Below are 16,519 nucleotides of genomic sequence, written 5' to 3'. Positions count from 1 at the left end.
TTTTGCCTAGTTATGCTGTAGAGAGTGGAGATGTGATATCTAATTCCAGTGTGTTAATATAGAAAAAAAGTTTAAAAAACGTATATGACAAAAGCCATTAAAGTCTTCGGTCTGGGGAAATGGTTTTACGGTTTCCCTACCTTTGTGGCTGATAAAAATAGTGCGCATGAGTGTGTTCTAAGACACGCTAACTCCATAAAATTCAATTCACTCCATATTTTTGAAAGATAATGAATTTAAGTTCAAATGAACGTAAAAAAAATGCTTTCATTATTACCATAGACACTGAAGGTGATAATTTGTGGAGTAGGCCCAAGGAAATAGGTGCCAAAAATGCCAAGTATCTTCCTAGATTCCAGGAATTGTGTGAGCGGTACTCATTCAAACCAACTTATTTGACGAACTATGAGATGGCGGTCGACAATTTTTTTGTTGAATTTGCTAGAGATGTTATAAAACGTAATACAGCTGAAATTGGTATGCATCTGCATGCTTGGAATTCTCCGCCGATCACGCCAATTACCGAAGATGACTATTATTGGCAACCTTTTTTGATCGAGTATCCGCAAGATGTAATGTTGAATAAAATCGAGTATATGACAAAGCTATTAGAAGATACTTTTCAAACTAAGATGACGAGTCACCGTGCTGGACGATGGGCATTTAATGAAAGTTATGCACGTATTTTAGCAGACATGGGTTACCGTATAGATTGCTCAGTTACACCTGGTATATCGTGGCAAGAAACAGGCGAGGGTTCTGCAGGAATTAAGGGTACAGATTACACTTCGTTCCCTAAACATCCTTATTATTTGAATTTAGATTCTATTTCTGAGTCTGGAAATTCGTCACTTCTTGAGGCGCCTGTCAGTATAGATACTTGGAGACCTGCCTGGGCAAAAGCCGCATCAAGCGTTCCAATATTAAATCGTATAGCGCGTCGGCTTGCTCCTGAGAAACAATGGATGAGGCCAAAACCGAAGTCGTCTACATCAAAAGCCTTGTTAGCAATGGCGGCTAGATATTCAAACTTAGAAACTGACTATCTTCAGTTTATGCTGCATTCGTCAGAATTTATGCCTGGTGGGAGTCCAAATTTTCCTAATAATGAATCGATCGAAGAATTATTCCGTACGCTGGATAAACTATTTGATTTTTGTGCAAATCGGTACACGGGTTTGACACTTACCGAGTACGCTGATCAGTATTCAAGCTAAGCCATATTGAGAAACGATTTAATGAGCTTGAAACGAGTATTGATACTCGGGCTGGGGGACCGCGCATTTTTGGCAGTAGCTCGGTCGTTGGGTCGTGCCGGTTTAACGGTGCATGCTATAAATACGAGTAGTACCGAACCGCTTCCTGCTTCTAAGTATATACAAGAAACCCATTCTGTTTTCGATTTCGATAAAGATTCTAAGAAATGGTTATCGGAAATGCTGAAATTGATGCAGGACTACACATTTGATTTAGTAGTGCCGACGGATGACCAGAGCATTATTCCAATTCAGATGCACCTGAAACACCTAGAAAAATACGCAAAAATATATACATTAAATAAACACGCTTATGATATTGCTTCAAACAAAAATAAAAGTAGGCAGGTGGCCGAGGCGCTTGGCGTACCCTTAGCAAAAGGATGTGTTGTAGATTCATTTGATGCTGCAAACCAGTTGGCAAAATCGTATGGCTGGCCGATTGTTGCTAAGCCTTTATCATCATTTGATGCAAGTAACCTGTCTAGCAAGAAGTTCGTAAAGATTGTTCGCAATGAAAAGCATCTGAAAAGTTTATTTGATACTAATAATAAGAATATAACGAAACCTTCATTTGTATTAGAGCAATATTTTCAAGGCATTGGTGTTGGCATCGAATTTATTGCAAAGGACGGAATTCCTCTATATATGTTTCAACATGAAAGGGTGCATGAGCCCCTAGAGGGAGGCGGAAGTTCGTATCGGAAAAGTGTCGCTGTAGATGCTCGCTTGGCACAATACAGCTCGCAAATAATTCAGAAACTTGATTATAGTGGAGTTGGCATGGTGGAGTTCAAAATGTCTCCTGACCGTGCATCATTTATCTTTATCGAAATTAATGGCCGATTTTGGGGTTCATTACCTTTGGCCGTTGCAGCCGGAGCAAACTTTCCACTTTGGCTGTTTGAAATGATTGTGCATGGGGAAACTAATTTTACGGTCGAATATAAAAAAAATATTTACGCTCGTAATTTTCTAAAAGATATTGGCTGGATGGTAAAAAATTACCGAGCTGATCATGATGATCCCACTTTGATAACTAGATCTTCAAGTTCAGTCGCGGCTGAATTATTAAATCTGTTGAAAGGTAAAGAATCATTTGATTCATTTGCACTCGATGATCCTAAACCTTTTCTAATGGATATAAAACAACTGGTCTCAAAAGTTTTAGATCGGTTCTTAATTAGGCCAATAAATGTTCGATGGCATGCGTCAGGATTCGCACGTAGAAAGGCGAGACGCCTTATCAATAATGTCTTTATGCAAAGTGGTCAAGTTTTGTTTGTATGCAAGGGCAACATTTGTCGTAGCCCATTTGCAAAGGAATATGCTGAAAAGATTAGTTCAAATGAGGTTCAGTGGTATTCGGCAGGTTACTTTCCTGTTTCTGGCCGTTCTTCGCCAGATTCAGCATTGGCCGCGTCTCAAAAGTTTGGAATATCTCTAAATGATCATCGATCTCAGGAGGCAGATAAAATTGATCTCAATAAATACAGTTTAATTATTGTATTCGATAAACATAATTATCAATCTATATTAGGTAGCAACGGAAATATAAAAGGCAAGTTAATTTTTCTTGGGCAATTATCAAATACGCAAGACATTGAAATTCCAGATCCATATGGAGAAAGCATCGAATACTTTGAATCAATATACGAGTCAATAAAAAATATACTCGATGAGGTATTGTTGGAATAGAATTAGGATATTTAAATTCAAGATAATGAATTTGATAAGTTAGTTATCATTGTTAGTTTAAGTCTGTGTCGTTTCGGAACGATTCGAATAGTGATTAATACGAGTTATTAAATTCGGTTTTTGCTTCGCCGTATGGGTGGCTCCCTGGGACGGGCTCGAACCGCCGACCTAGTGATTAACAGTCACCCGCTCTACCAACTGAGCTACCAGGGAATAATGGAAGCGAGAAAGAATAACGATCCGCTTCATGCGGGTCAACATAGATTCGGTAGTATTCCTAAATTGTTGTCTTAAAAAGTAACACTCGTTATCCTGGCTCACACAATTTGTTGAATTTGATGTTTATTTGGCTCTACACAAATAAGTCTTTAATACCTCAATATAGATTCCATTTAGCCCGCGAGTAACAGGATTCACTGGTCGGCCCATATAGCCTTTGGTTTTTTTGCCCTAATTTGCCGCTCAGGTCATCTGGCTGATAGTACCAATAAGCGGCAACCATCATCTGTAGGTCTTTGATCGTTCTATAAATATTCCCAAGTTAAGCGACATATGTCGCGTATGAGAATTGTGTGAATACAAGGAGTGACACAAAGTGAGTAACGTAACGCTATTTGAGTATAGTGGCCATCAGATTCGGATCGTCAAGGAAGGGACCGGTGAGCCATGGTTTGTTGCGGCAGATATATGTAGGTGCTTAGGTTTAGCGATTAATAAGCGAACCGGTAAGCCAAATGTAACTGTAGCGACACGAAATTTAGGTGATGACCAAAAGCGTAAATTTCGAATTGATACTCCGGAGAATCCAAAAAATCCGTGGATTGATATGATGATTTTATCTGAAGATGGTATGTATAAAATGCTACGCATCTCGGACAGTTTAGATGTGCAGCGTTTCAAGCAGCACGTTCAGCGCGATGTACTGCCACAACACCTTAATGGTGCTTCAGCTACGAAGTTTGCTAGCCAAGGTTAATTAAGTTTAGCTTAATTCTAAATCCCAACGTTTGGTCTAATCGATATTAGAAGATCAATTTGATCTGTCCAATCTCCAATCGTTGGAAAAGCCTTGTTCTAAAGATTCTAGATAAGGCTTAGCTCTTATAAGTTTCTTAAGCGACTCATTGCTTGTTCTAAAACTTGCATGCTCGTTGCGTAAGAAAAGCGTATATGACCTGGTGAGCCAAATGCGGTACCCGGTACGCCGGCGATTCCAGAATTCACTAGTAAATGCTCTGCAAAATCAACATCATTTGAAATTCCATCTGTTCTATCAATGAGTCCTTGTATGTTTGGGAAACAATAAAACGTACCGTCACAACTCATACAATCAACGCCATCAATTTCATTTAATGCGCTTACAATGTACGCGTGTCGTTCTTCAAATGCTTTACACATAGTGCTCACACAGCTTTGATCACCCGTTAGTGCAGCTTCGGCAGCAGCTTGAGAGATAGAGCTTGGGTTTGAAGTGCTTTGTGACTGAATATTAGTCATAGCTTTAATGATGTCACCTGGTCCCGCAGCAAAACCAATGCGCCACCCTGTCATTGAGTACACTTTAGAAACGCCATTTAAAATTACGGTACGGTCTTTAAGTGAAGGCGTGGTATTTAATATGTTGGTAAATTTTTGTCCGCCAAACATAATGTGTTCATAAATATCGTCAGTAATCACTACAATGTTTTTATGTTTCTCTAAAACCTTGCCAAGTTCGGCTAATTCTTCTTTGGTGTAAGCAATTCCTGAAGGATTAGATGGGCTATTAATTACAAATAACTTTGATTTTGGGGTAATGCGCTTTTCTAAATCCGCAGCGGTGATCTTGCAGCGGTTTTCATCGTTACTAGGGATGATTACTGGTTCGCCGCCTGCTAATAAGGCCATGTCAGGATACGATACCCAGTACGGTGCAGGAATGAGCACCTCGTCACCATCATTTAGAATTGCTTGGCATAAGTTGTAAAATACTTGTTTGCCGCCATTTGAAACCATAACTTCATTGGCTTCATAGCTAAGTTGATTTTCACGTTGAAATTTATCAATGACTGCATTTTTTAAGGAGATAGTTCCAGGTACAGGAGTGTATTTGGTTTTACCATCTTGCATAGCCTGAATAGCAGCGGCTTTAATATGTTCTGGTGTATCAAAGTCTGGCTCGCCTGCTGCAAGGTTCAAAATATCTCCACCTTCGGCACGGATTTGATTTGCCCTAGCCGTTATGGCTAAAGTGACGGATGGCTGAATGCGAGATACGCGATTGGCTAATGGACTGGTCACAAGAGTTCCCTTGTATTTTAAGTTGTCAAAGTTGAGGTTTGGTGGGTCACTTTACAGCGGCAAGGCATCCTACGTGAACTTTCTAAAAGAGATAAGCCAAGAGATAAGCAAGTAAGTGTTCAAATAGCCATCACAGCCATGCAAAGTAATTTTCAGCTAAATACAAAATTTGATCCAGCCGGTGATCAGCCAGATGCCATATCGGCATTGGTAGAGGGTTTGGGTGATGGTTTGGCTCATCAAACCCTTTTAGGTGTTACAGGATCCGGTAAGACCTTCACTATTGCCAATGTTATTCAGGAGGTTCAAAGGCCTACCATCATCTTGGCGCCCAATAAAACTTTGGCAGCCCAATTGTATGGGGAAATGATGGAGTTTTTCCCTAAAAATGCAGTTGAATATTTTGTCTCGTATTACGACTATTATCAACCAGAAGCCTACGTACCTTCAAGTGATACCTTTATAGAGAAAGATGCCTCGGTAAACGACCACATTGAGCAAATGCGTTTATCGGCGACTAAGGCGCTATTTGAGCGTCCTGATACCATCATTGTAGCAACGGTATCGGCTATCTATGGTCTGGGGGATCCAAAAGCATATCTAGGCATGGTGATGCATCTCGATCGAGGTGATCGCATCGATCAGCGTAAATTATTGCATAAACTCGCTGAACTGCAGTATAAGCGGAATGATGTTGAGCTGCGCCGCGGTACTTTTCGTGTACATGGAGATGTTATTGATGTGCATCCTGCAGAATCTGAGCGAGAAGCGATTCGCGTCGAATTATTTGATGATGAAATTGAAAACCTCAGCTATTTTGATCCCCTTACCGGTGAGCTGATTCGTAAAGTTCCACGCTTAACTGTTTATCCAAAAACACACTATGTAACGCCACGAGAAATTTTATTAAACGCTGTAGATCAAATTAAAGATGAATTAAAGGATCGTTTAAAAGTGTTGAAAGAAGAAAATCGTTTAGTTGAGGAGCAGCGCTTAGAACAACGTACGCGCTTTGATTTGGAAATGATTCAAGAAATTGGCTACTGCAACGGAATCGAAAATTATTCACGTTATTTGTCAGGGCGTGCTCCTGGTGAGCCACCGCCATGTCTATTAGATTACTTGCCTGATAACGCACTTATGGTAATGGATGAAAGCCATGTATCCGTTCCACAATTTGGGGGGATGTATAAAGGCGATCGTTCGCGTAAAGGCACTTTGGTTGAATATGGCTTTCGTCTTCCCTCGGCCATGGATAATCGACCGTTAAAGTTTGAAGAGTTTGAAGATCTAGCGCCACAGATGATTTATGTGTCTGCAACACCGGGCCCGTATGAAGCCGAAAAGTCAGATGCGGTAGCAGAGCAGGTAGTGCGCCCAACAGGCTTAGTGGATCCAGAAATTGAAGTGCGCCCTGTTGGCTCTCAAGTAGATGATGTGTTGTCTGAAATTAATGAACGTGTTCAAAAAGATGAGCGAATTTTAATTACTACGTTAACTAAACGTATGTCAGAAGACCTTACTGAATATTTAAATGAACATGGTGTGCGAGTGCGTTATCTGCATTCTGATATTGACACGGTTGAGCGCGTAGAAATAATTCGTGGTTTACGTAAAGGAGATTTCGATGTGCTTGTGGGAATTAATTTATTAAGAGAGGGTTTAGATATTCCAGAGGTTTCACTGGTTGCGATTCTAGATGCCGATAAAGAAGGATTTTTGCGTTCTGAACGTTCTCTTATTCAAACCGTAGGTCGCGCGGCAAGACACTTAAGTGGTAAAGCCATTATGTATGCAGATAAAGTTACTGGCTCTATGCAGAAAGCAATTGAAGAAACAAACCGCCGTCGCGAAAAACAAGTGACTTTCAATAAAGAGCACGGAATTACACCTAAGGGTATAAAAAAGAACGTCTCTGACATCATGGAAGGCGCTTACAAGATGCCGTATGCATTGAGTAAAGGCGCATCGCGTAAAAAAGTGGCAGAAGAAGTTTATGAATATTCTCGTATGACTCCAGGGCAAGGTATGAAAAAAGTCAGGCAGCTCGAACAAACAATGTATAAACATGCGAAAGACTTGGAGTTTGAAGAAGCCGCTAGAATTCGTGATGAGATTACAAGGTTGAAAGATATAATCGTTGGTAAGCCAAGTGCGATGTAGTGCACCGTGGAGAGGTGCTAAGCGATAGGATCTATGTTAATTTCGTCAATCGCAATAGGCGCGTAGCTCAGTTGGTAGAGCGCTACCATGACATGGTAGATGTCAGCAGTTCGAATCTGCTCGTGCCTACCGCCTGTGCGAATGGGTGCTATTCGCAAATTAAGTGTGACGGAGTCACACAAGCTTGTAGTAAATAAAATTTTTAAACATGTGGCCAGTCGTAGAGGTCACCACTGAAAGAGAGAAAATAGAATGCCAGTCATTACCCTTCCTGATGGAACTCAAAAACAATTCGACAACCCTGTCACCACGCATCAAGTAGCAGAATCTATTGGTCCTGGTTTAGCGAAAGCCACCATTGCTGGGCGAGTTGATGGTGAACTTGCGGATGCTTGTGTGGAGATCACTGAAGATGCCAGTTTAGAAATTGTTACCAGCAAAGATTCCGATGGCGTTGAAATCATTCGCCATTCGTTTGCGCATTTAATGGGGCATGCCATTAAACAACTTTATCCCACTGCAAAGATGGCAATCGGCCCGGTGATTGATAATGGATTTTATTATGACATCGAATACGAGCGCCCGTTTACACCCGAAGATTTAGCTGCGATTGAAAAGCGTATGGGCGAATTGATTAAAAAAGATTACGACGTAATTCGCAAAGTGGTTAGTCGTGACGAAGCGGTGAACACCTTTAAAGAACGTAACGAAGATTATAAGGTAGAAATTGCATCAGCGATTCCAGACGGTGAAGTCATTGCTTTGTATCATCACGAAGAATACACCGATATGTGTCGTGGCCCGCATGTACCAAATACTAAGCATTTACGTGCGTTTAAATTAACCAAACTTGCGGGAGCGTATTGGCGTGGTAATTCAGATAACCAGATGTTGCAGCGCATTTATGGAACGGCATGGGCAGATAAAAAACAGCTCAAACAATATTTAACTCAGTTGGAAGAAGCTGAGAAGCGTGATCATCGTAAACTTGGAAAGCAAATGGATTTGTTTCATTTTCAAGAAGAGGCACCTGGTATGGTGTTTTGGCACGACCGTGGATTTACTTTATATAAAGTAGTCGAAAATTATATTCGCGATACGCTTAAAAAGCGCGACTATCAAGAAGTGTTAACACCACAAGTGTTAGATCGAAAGCTTTGGGAGAAATCAGGTCACTGGGATAAGTTTGGCGATATGATTTTTGCAACCCAGTCTGAAAATCGTGAATATGCAATTAAGCCCATGAATTGCCCTGGGCACGTGCAAATTTATAACCAAGGTTTAAAAAGTTATCGTGACTTACCGTTAAAACTTTCAGAGTTTGGCTTGGTGCATCGCAATGAACCTTCTGGAACTTTGCATGGCTTAATGCGTTGTCGACGCTTTGTGCAAGATGATGCGCATATCTTTTGTACCCGAGAGCAGCTGCAAGAAGAAGTGGCTGAATTAATCAAACTAACTTTTGAGGTATATAAAGACTTTGGTTTTGAAAAAATTGAATTAGCGTTATCTACTCGCCCAGAGCAGAGGGTGGGAGCGGATGAACTTTGGGATGAGGCTGAACAGGCTCTTGAGCAAGCGTTCAAAAATCAAGACTTGGAATACAAGCTGCAGCCAGGTGAGGGAGCTTTTTATGGCCCGAAGATAGAATTTACGCTTCGAGACTGCATTGGCCGAGCATGGCAATGTGGCACCATTCAGGTGGATTTCTCTATGCCAGGGCGCTTAGACGCTAATTATGTGGCAGAGGATGGGGATAAGCATGTGCCAGTGATGATTCACCGTGCCATATTGGGCTCTTTAGAGCGATTCATAGGTATTTTAATTGAGAACTATGCTGGTAATTTACCCTTCTGGTTGGCGCCAACACAGGCGGTGATCATCAATATTGCAGATAAACACAGCGAATATGTGAGTAAAGCGCTAGAAACGCTTAAAAATCAAGGGTTCAGAGTCATTTCCGACTTGAGAAATGAGAAGATTGGCTTTAAGATTCGCGAGCATACAATGACCCATGTGCCGTATATGCTGGTAGTGGGTGATCGTGAAGTTGAATCAAATCAGCTGGCCGTCCGAACGCGCAGTGGTGAAGATCTTGGCTCGATGAGTGTACAGGACATCGTTAAGAAATTTACTGAAGAATGCGTGAACCGCGGCCATTAATTTTTTTGGAGGATTAGAATATTAGCGCAGCGAAAGGTAATCGTTTAAATGGTGATATAACCGATCAAGAAGTTCGTTTGATTGGAAGTGATGGCGAACAAGTTGGTGTAGTTGCGATTGACGAAGCGCAACAAATTGCACAAGACGCTGATTTAGATTTAGTTGAGATCGTACCCAATGCTAAACCTCCGGTTTGCAGGGTTATGGATTACGGTAAATTTAAATTTGAGCAAAGCAAGAAATCACACGCTGCGAAAAAGAAACAAAAACTAATTCATGTAAAAGAAATTAAGTTTAGACCGGGAACTGAAGAAGGTGACTATCAAACTAAGTTAAGAAAACTTACTGAGTTTTTAACCGAAGGTGATAAAACGAAAGTTACTATTCGATTTCGAGGCAGGGAAATGATGCACCAAAATTTAGGTGTAAAGTTACTGGATAGAGTAGAAGAAGATTTAAAAGAATATGGCGAAGTAGAGCAACGACCAAAGTTAGAAGGAAGGCAATTGGTGATGGTGTTCACTCCGCTAAAGAAATTAAAGAAGTAAAAGTCAAAGAAATTATATAAACATTTATAAACGAAAATTAAGATGCCAAAATTAAAAACAAACAGAGGTGCTGCAAAGCGCTTTAAGAGAACTGCTAAAGGTGGCTTCAAGCGTTCACAATCTCATTTAAGGCATATTCTTAGCAAGAAGAGCACTAAGAGGAAAAGGCACTTGCGTGCTGATGCAATGATCGCCGATGCAGATGTTAAAGCTGTGAAGCAAATGCTTCCTTATGCTTAAGTCATAGACATAAGATATAACCCATATCAAAAGAAATTAGTTAAACAAACTTAGCTAAAGAAATTAGCCAAAAGATTAGAGAGTACTGAGATGCCAAGAGCAAAAAGATCCGTTGTCGCACACGCAAAACATAAAAAAGTGCGTGCTAAAGCTAAAGGGTATTACGGAGCACGAAAAAATGTTTACCGTGTTGCCAAACAAGCGGTAATTAAAGCGGGCCAATATGCATATCGTGACCGCAGACAAAAGAAGCGTCAGTTCCGTTCACTTTGGATTGTACGCATCAATGCTGCAGCGAGACAGTTTGATTTATCTTATAGCAGATTGATTGATGGCTTGAATAAAGCTTCAATTGATATCGACCGTAAAGTATTAGCGGACTTAGCGATTCATGATATTGATACATTTGGTAAGCTGGCTGAAAGAGCAAAAGCAAGTTTAGCAACGGCTTAGCCAAGTACCTGTTCAGAGGATTGTTATCAACACAAAAGATCTATTTGTATAAGTTGATTAAAGGGAAAGGCATCGCCTTTCCCTTTTTTGTTTAAGAGAGTTGATTTTAAAAACATGTCCGATCTTAGTTCTTTAGAAGCCGCTGCAATTAATGAAATCCAGTCGACTGACGACTTGGGGAAATTGGAAGCTTTGCGCGTAAAGTATCTTGGCAAAAAAGGCGTGCTGACTGATCAGCTAAAAGCACTTGGAAAACTTCCTAAAGAAGAGCGTCCTGTGGCGGGTCAAGAAATTAATAAAGTTAAAGTACGTATTCAAGAAGCGATTGAGAGCAGAAAATCGTATTTGCAAGAGACTGAAATAAGTCAGCAGCTAAAGAGTGAAACTCTAGATATCACTTTACCAGGAAGAGCGCAAAGCTATGGAGGTCTGCATCCAATCACTCTTACGCTTAATCGAATCCAAAGCTATTTCAAGCAATTTGGTTTTGTTGTAGAAGAGGGGCCAGAAATAGAAGATGAGTTTCATAATTTTGAAGCGCTGAATATTCCTGATCATCATCCCGCACGTGCAATGCACGACACGTTTTATTTTGACGATAAGCTTTTATTGCGCACTCATACATCTTCGGTGCAGATTCATGTTATGCAAGAGCAAAAGCCGCCAATAAGAATTATTGCTCCTGGCCGTGTATACCGATGCGACTCTGATCCCACGCATAGCCCAATGTTTCATCAAGTTGAAGGTTTATTGGTGGACGAGCAGGTTTCCTTTGTAGACTTGAAAGGCATCATCATAGATTTTCTGCAAAGCTTTTTTGATGATGAAAATTTGCAAGTACGTTTCAGACCCTCCTATTTTCCTTTTACTGAGCCTTCTGCAGAAATCGATATTGGCATGTTGGATAAAAAAACTAATTCAACAAAATGGTTAGAGGTGATGGGCTGTGGCATGGTGCATCCGAATGTATTTGCAAGTGTTGGTATAGACACCAATAAATATAATGGTTACGCCTTTGGTATGGGGGTTGAGCGTTTGGCGATGCTGCGTCATCAAGTGAACGACTTGCGTCTATTTTTTGAAAACGATTTGCGTTTTTTGCAACAGTTTGCCTAACTACTAGGTTAAGAATTAAATCATGCGTGTAAGCGAAAACTGGTTGCGTGAGTGGATAGATCCAGGAGTGGGTACACAGCAACTGGCTGATATTTTAACAATGGCCGGTTTAGAGGTTGATGGTGTTGAGTTTGCAGCGCCTATGTTTTCTGGTGTGGTAATTGCTAAAGTTATTAAAGTAGAACCTCATCCCGATGCAAAAAAACTTCATATCTGTCAGGTAGATGACGGGAAAGGCGAAGTTAGCAACGTTATCTGTGGTGCTAACAACGTGCGCAAAGGACTTATTGTTGCTTTTGCAAAAGTAGGAGCAGTGTTGCCCAACGATTTTAAGATTGAACCCAAAGAGCTGCGCGGTGTGGAATCTTTTGGCATGTTGTGTTCGCCAAGTGAGTTAGGTTTAACAGAGTCTTCCCAGGGAATTTTGGAATTACCTGAAGATGCCAAATTAGGTGTAGATGTATATTCTGGTTTAGATTTGGCTGATAAAGTGATTGATATTGATTTAACGCCAAACCGTTCTGATTGTTTAAGTGTTCAAGGTGTGGCACGTGAAGTGTCAGCGTTATTAGATAAGCCTCTGCAAAAAAATTTTACAATAGCCGAAGTTAAAGCAACTATTAAGTCTGTACTTCCTGTTTCTATAAAAGCTAAACAAGAGTGCCCGCGTTATGTGGGCAGGGTGATTGAGGGAGTGACGGGGTCTGTACAGAGCCCATTATGGATGCAAGAAAAATTACGACGTGCAGGTGTGCGTGCAATTAATGCGATAACGGATATCATAAATTTCGTTATGCTTGAGATGGGGCAACCTATGCATGCATTTGATTTGGACACATTAAATGGTGGTGTGGTAGTTCGCTTTGCTAATAAAGCAGAGAAGCTTGAATTGTTAGATGGTCAAACGGTAGAGCTATCGGAAGACGAACTAGTAATAGCAGATGAAAAACAAGCGGTGGCACTTGCTGGAATTATGGGCGGACAGGAAACTGCAATTCAGCATGGCACTGCGAGAGTATTTTTAGAAAGTGCATCATTCAAGCCGGAAATCGTTGCAGGGAAAGCGCGACGATATGGTTTGCATACTGATTCTTCTCATCGGTTTGAGCGTGGTGTTGACCCTAATTTAGCAACGCAAGCAATCGAAAGAGCAACACAGTTAATTTTAGAATTGGTTGGAGGTGAGGCTGGGCCAGTAATTTTCGAAGAAGACTTATCTGAATTGCCTAAACCTGTAAAAATATTGTTAGAGCATTCTAAGGTTGAATCATTACTGGGTATAAAGCTTGCCGTGCAAAAAGTGCAGTCACTACTTGTGCGTTTGCAATGTAAAGTGGAAGTTGAGAAAAATGTGTTACATGTGCAGCCACCAAGTTATCGGTTTGATTTGAAGATAGATGTTGACTTAATAGAAGAGGTTGCGCGCTTAGTGGGGTATGAGAATATTCCTGCTGATGTGAAGGCATTAGCCATTAATACCACTTTAAACATCGAAGCCAATCAACTTGGAGCAATGAAGGGTGTATTGGTATCTCGTGGCTACCATGAAGTTATTACCTTTAGCTTTGTTGCCCAAGAGATTGAAGAGTTGTTCAATGATGGGAATCCAAGTAAACAACTCGCAAATCCTATATCTCAAGAATTATCAGTGATGCGAAGTAGTGCTTGGCCGGGTTTGCTAAAAGCTGCACAACACAATCTTCATCGACAACAACCTCGAATACGCATTTTTGAACAGGCATTACAGTTTAAAAATACAACTGATGGTTTAAAACAATCACCTAGTCTATCAGGCCTCATTGTTGGTGATTGTGAGCCGGAACAGTGGGGTTCGATGAGTAGAAGGGTGGACTTTTATGATCTTAAGGGTGATGTAGAGCATGTGTTAAAGATTTCTTCTTTGCCGATAGATCGAGTTTCATTTTTACCTGCAGAGGATGCTGCGCTACATCCAGGACAATCGGCAAAAATTTTATTCGGTGATGTGGTGATTGGTCGTTTAGGTAAGTTGCATCCACGTATTCAATCTGCAATCGATATCGATTCGGCTGTTTATTTGTTTGAATTGCAGTTAAATGAATTAATAAAGAAACCTGCGGCTAGTGTTTTCCAAGCGTTATCCAAATACCCCTCGATTCGTCGGGATATCACGATGATAGTTAATGATAATGTCAATGCGGCAGAGATTCGTTCAAACATTGAACAAATGAATATTGCATGCCTGCAATGTGTCGAAGTGTTTAGTGTTTACAAAGGTGAAGGCATCTCAGAATCAAAGAAAAGCGTCTCTTTAAGCTTGATTTTACAAGAGTTTTCACGCACCCTTACAGATAAAGAAATAGAACAAACAGTCTTATTAATTATTTCTCAACTTGAAAATAAAGTTGGAGCAGAAATAAGAAGCTAATAAAAAAATGGCGCTCACTAAAGCAGACATGGCAGAAAATTTGTTCGAGGAATTAGGCCTCAACAAAAGAGAAGCAAAAGAACTCGTCGAAATCTTTTTTGAAGAGGTTCGTGTCGCACTTGAACAAGGACATGAAGTAAAGTTATCAGGCTTTGGTAATTTTATTTTGCGTGATAAAAATCAGCGTCCTGGGCGTAATCCAAAAACGGGTGAGGAGATTCCAATTTCTGCAAGACGTGTGGTTACATTCCGTCCTGGGCAGAAATTAAAAGCGAGAGTCGAGGCATATGCTGGAAATCAATAATAATAATGAATTACCGGTAATTCCGGGCAAACGATATTTTACAATTGGAGAAGTTAGCGAATTATGTGGAGTAAAACCACACGTGCTTCGATATTGGGAGCAAGAATTTCCTTCTCTTAAGCCTGTAAAGCGTCGCGGTAATCGTCGTTACTACCAACGGCATGATGTCATCTTAATTCGTCAAATTCGTAGTCTCTTATACGAGCAGGGATACACCATAGGTGGGGCAAGACAAAAACTTGCTGGGTCAGATGCTAAAGAAGACCAGAATCAAAGCCAACAAGTCGTTCATCAAATGCGTGTAGAGCTTGAAGACCTGCTTCAAGTTTTGAAACGTTAAGTCACTTATAAACCAATATAGCTATTTGTCATTTCTCGGGGTGTAGCGCAGCCTGGTAGCGCACCACACTGGGGGTGTGGGGGTCGGAGGTTCGAATCCTCTCATCCCGACCAAAATTTTCTATATATTCTTGCTAATTGTCGGGTCTAGGCTCGCACTCACCAGGTATAGCTTCTATACTTAGTAACTACATGATTTTATGGCTATTCATAGCGTAGAATTTAGTTTCCTTTTAAATTAAGTAAAGCACTAAATAGACAGCACTTTGCTATCTGTTCTAATGTATTGCTGATAAATTAATATATATGTCTCCAGATTTGCACTTTGATTTAGAATTGGCCTTATTAATAGGTGCTTTAGTTACCGGACTTGTTTGGTTGCTAGATAAACTTTTTCTAGGTGATAAGCGGCGAAAACGTGCACTAGAGAAATCTTATGATTCAACACATGGTCAAGAGGCTGTAGGGCCGAGTAACAGAGAATACCGTGAACCATGGTTTTTAGATCTTTGTAAGTCCTTTTTTCCTATATTGCTTATTGTCTTGATATTGCGTTCTTTTATAGCTGAACCATTTCGTATTCCATCAGGCTCAATGATGCCTACTTTGCTGCATGGTGATTTTATTCTGGTGAATAAATTTGCCTATGGAATTCGTTTACCGGTGTTGCATAAAAAAGTGCTGGGTATTGGCATTCCACAACGTGGAGATGTAGCAGTTTTCCGTTTTCCGAAAAATCCTGCAGATGACTACATTAAACGCGTGATTGGTTTGCCAGGAGACCACATAACGTATCGTGATAAAAAACTGTATATCAATGGTGATCTGGTTAATCAGCAAAAGAATGGAGTTTATCAGGGTGAAGGTGCAAATAGTGTAATGAATGGTGCGACCATATTACGCGAAGACCTTGAGCATCAACCGCACGATATTTTATTAAAGAAGGTGGGGTATAGTGTGCCTGGAGAATTTACCGTTCCGCAAAATCACTTTTTTGTTATGGGTGATAATCGAGATCACAGTAGTGATAGTCGAATCTGGGGGTTTGTGCCAGAAGAAAATTTAGTAGGGCGAGCTTTTTTAGTTTGGATGAATTGGGATTTTGCTGGAAAGAAGTTTAATTTTGATCGAGTAGGCAAAAAAATAATTTAAGATGAGGATATTCAAATGATTACTATGCATAAGCAACGTGGTGCAACATTTATATTTTGGGTATTTTTTTTGGCGCTTATAGGGTTTTTGATGATGATAGGCATAAAGCTATTTCCCGTGTATTACAAAGGCCTCACCACAGAAAAAATTGTGGAAGATATTGCCTTTGAGATGCAGAGCAAAAAACCTAATAAGAAGCAACTATGGCAGTCTATAAGTAAACGCCTAAATATCAATGGTGTCTATGGAGTAAAGAAAGATCATTTTGTTTTTAAAAGAAATAAAACTTCAATCGATTTTGGTTTGGATTACGAGGTAAGAGTTCCTATTATTGCAAATTTGGATGCGATAGCTACATTTGATCAACGTCAAACTATCAGTACTAAAAAATAAAACCTAA

Annotated in this window: 15 protein-coding genes and 3 tRNA genes; 16 read left to right on the top strand and 2 right to left on the bottom strand. The window is 40.4% G+C overall.

The genetic code is table 11. The annotated features are described in order from the left end of the window. Window positions 1-230 precede the first annotated feature (230 nt). Window positions 231-1,217 (top strand): deacetylase, encoded by a 987-nt coding sequence (locus tag GKR92_06860; protein QMU61428.1) that lies wholly within the window; start codon window positions 231-233, stop codon window positions 1,215-1,217. A gap of 21 nt (window positions 1,218-1,238) precedes the next feature. Beyond that, on the top strand, window positions 1,239-2,954 hold the full coding sequence (locus tag GKR92_06855) for a hypothetical protein (protein ID QMU61427.1): 1,716 nt from the start codon (window positions 1,239-1,241) through the stop codon (window positions 2,952-2,954). A 137-nt stretch (window positions 2,955-3,091) separates the two neighbouring features. Here GKR92_06855 and GKR92_06850 read toward each other — a convergent pair. After that, window positions 3,092-3,167 (bottom strand) — tRNA-Asn (locus GKR92_06850). Window positions 3,168-3,549: 382 nt separating this feature from the next. On the opposite strand from GKR92_06850, the gene GKR92_06845 reads away from it, so the two are divergent. Further along, a complete protein-coding gene (locus GKR92_06845) occupies window positions 3,550-3,930 on the top strand; it encodes a hypothetical protein (protein ID QMU61426.1) in 381 nt (126 codons plus the stop codon). 125 nt (window positions 3,931-4,055) lie between these two features. Here the strand turns inward: GKR92_06845 and GKR92_06840 are convergent, their stop codons facing one another. Further along, window positions 4,056-5,234, bottom strand: a complete 1,179-nt coding sequence (locus GKR92_06840; GenBank protein ID QMU61425.1) for an aminotransferase class I/II-fold pyridoxal phosphate-dependent enzyme — start codon at window positions 5,232-5,234, stop codon at window positions 4,056-4,058. 138 nt (window positions 5,235-5,372) lie between these two features. On the opposite strand from GKR92_06840, the gene uvrB reads away from it, so the two are divergent. From uvrB to GKR92_06775, 13 genes are all read left to right on the top strand, one after another. Further along, window positions 5,373-7,397 carry an excinuclease ABC subunit UvrB gene (uvrB, locus tag GKR92_06835; GenBank protein ID QMU61424.1) on the top strand — a complete coding sequence of 675 codons (2,025 nt, stop codon included), beginning with the start codon at window positions 5,373-5,375 and terminating at the stop codon, window positions 7,395-7,397. A 56-nt stretch (window positions 7,398-7,453) separates the two neighbouring features. Continuing rightward, a tRNA-Val gene (locus GKR92_06830) sits at window positions 7,454-7,526 on the top strand. A 123-nt stretch (window positions 7,527-7,649) separates the two neighbouring features. Then, complete coding sequence (thrS, locus tag GKR92_06825; GenBank protein ID QMU61423.1) at window positions 7,650-9,560, top strand: threonine--tRNA ligase; 1,911 nt, start codon at window positions 7,650-7,652, stop codon at window positions 9,558-9,560. Between the two features lie 20 nt (window positions 9,561-9,580). Beyond that, entirely contained in the window at window positions 9,581-10,108 is a 528-nt protein-coding gene (infC, locus tag GKR92_06820; protein QMU61422.1) for a translation initiation factor IF-3, read from the top strand. A 42-nt stretch (window positions 10,109-10,150) separates the two neighbouring features. Further along, window positions 10,151-10,348: a 50S ribosomal protein L35 gene (gene rpmI / locus GKR92_06815; protein ID QMU61421.1), complete on the top strand. Its 198-nt coding sequence runs from the start codon at window positions 10,151-10,153 to the stop codon at window positions 10,346-10,348. Window positions 10,349-10,438: 90 nt separating this feature from the next. Next, complete coding sequence (gene rplT, locus GKR92_06810; protein ID QMU61420.1) at window positions 10,439-10,801, top strand: 50S ribosomal protein L20; 363 nt, start codon at window positions 10,439-10,441, stop codon at window positions 10,799-10,801. Window positions 10,802-10,915: 114 nt separating this feature from the next. Continuing rightward, window positions 10,916-11,917, top strand: a complete 1,002-nt coding sequence (gene pheS / locus GKR92_06805; protein QMU61419.1) for a phenylalanine--tRNA ligase subunit alpha — start codon at window positions 10,916-10,918, stop codon at window positions 11,915-11,917. A 22-nt stretch (window positions 11,918-11,939) separates the two neighbouring features. Continuing rightward, on the top strand, window positions 11,940-14,324 hold the full coding sequence (gene pheT, locus GKR92_06800; GenBank protein QMU61418.1) for a phenylalanine--tRNA ligase subunit beta: 2,385 nt from the start codon (window positions 11,940-11,942) through the stop codon (window positions 14,322-14,324). Window positions 14,325-14,331: 7 nt separating this feature from the next. Then, a complete protein-coding gene (gene ihfA, locus GKR92_06795; protein ID QMU61417.1) occupies window positions 14,332-14,628 on the top strand; it encodes an integration host factor subunit alpha in 297 nt (98 codons plus the stop codon). Next, window positions 14,612-14,968, top strand: coding sequence for a MerR family transcriptional regulator (locus tag GKR92_06790; GenBank protein ID QMU61416.1), 357 nt, complete (start codon window positions 14,612-14,614; stop codon window positions 14,966-14,968). The genes ihfA and GKR92_06790 overlap by 17 nt, the downstream gene beginning before the upstream one ends. Window positions 14,969-15,004: 36 nt before the next feature. Then, window positions 15,005-15,081 (top strand) — tRNA-Pro (locus GKR92_06785). Between the two features lie 192 nt (window positions 15,082-15,273). Then, window positions 15,274-16,119: a signal peptidase I gene (lepB, locus tag GKR92_06780; protein ID QMU61415.1), complete on the top strand. Its 846-nt coding sequence runs from the start codon at window positions 15,274-15,276 to the stop codon at window positions 16,117-16,119. A gap of 15 nt (window positions 16,120-16,134) precedes the next feature. Next, on the top strand, window positions 16,135-16,512 hold the full coding sequence (locus GKR92_06775) for a DUF4845 domain-containing protein (GenBank protein QMU61414.1): 378 nt from the start codon (window positions 16,135-16,137) through the stop codon (window positions 16,510-16,512). The last annotated feature ends 7 nt before the right edge of the window (window positions 16,513-16,519 follow it).

The sequence above is a fragment of the Gammaproteobacteria bacterium genome (assembly GCA_014075255.1).
Lineage (GTDB): Bacteria > Pseudomonadota > Gammaproteobacteria > UBA4575 > UBA4575 > JABDMD01.
Note: the sequence above shows the minus strand (reverse complement) of the source record. Positions and strands in the feature narration are given on the sequence as shown.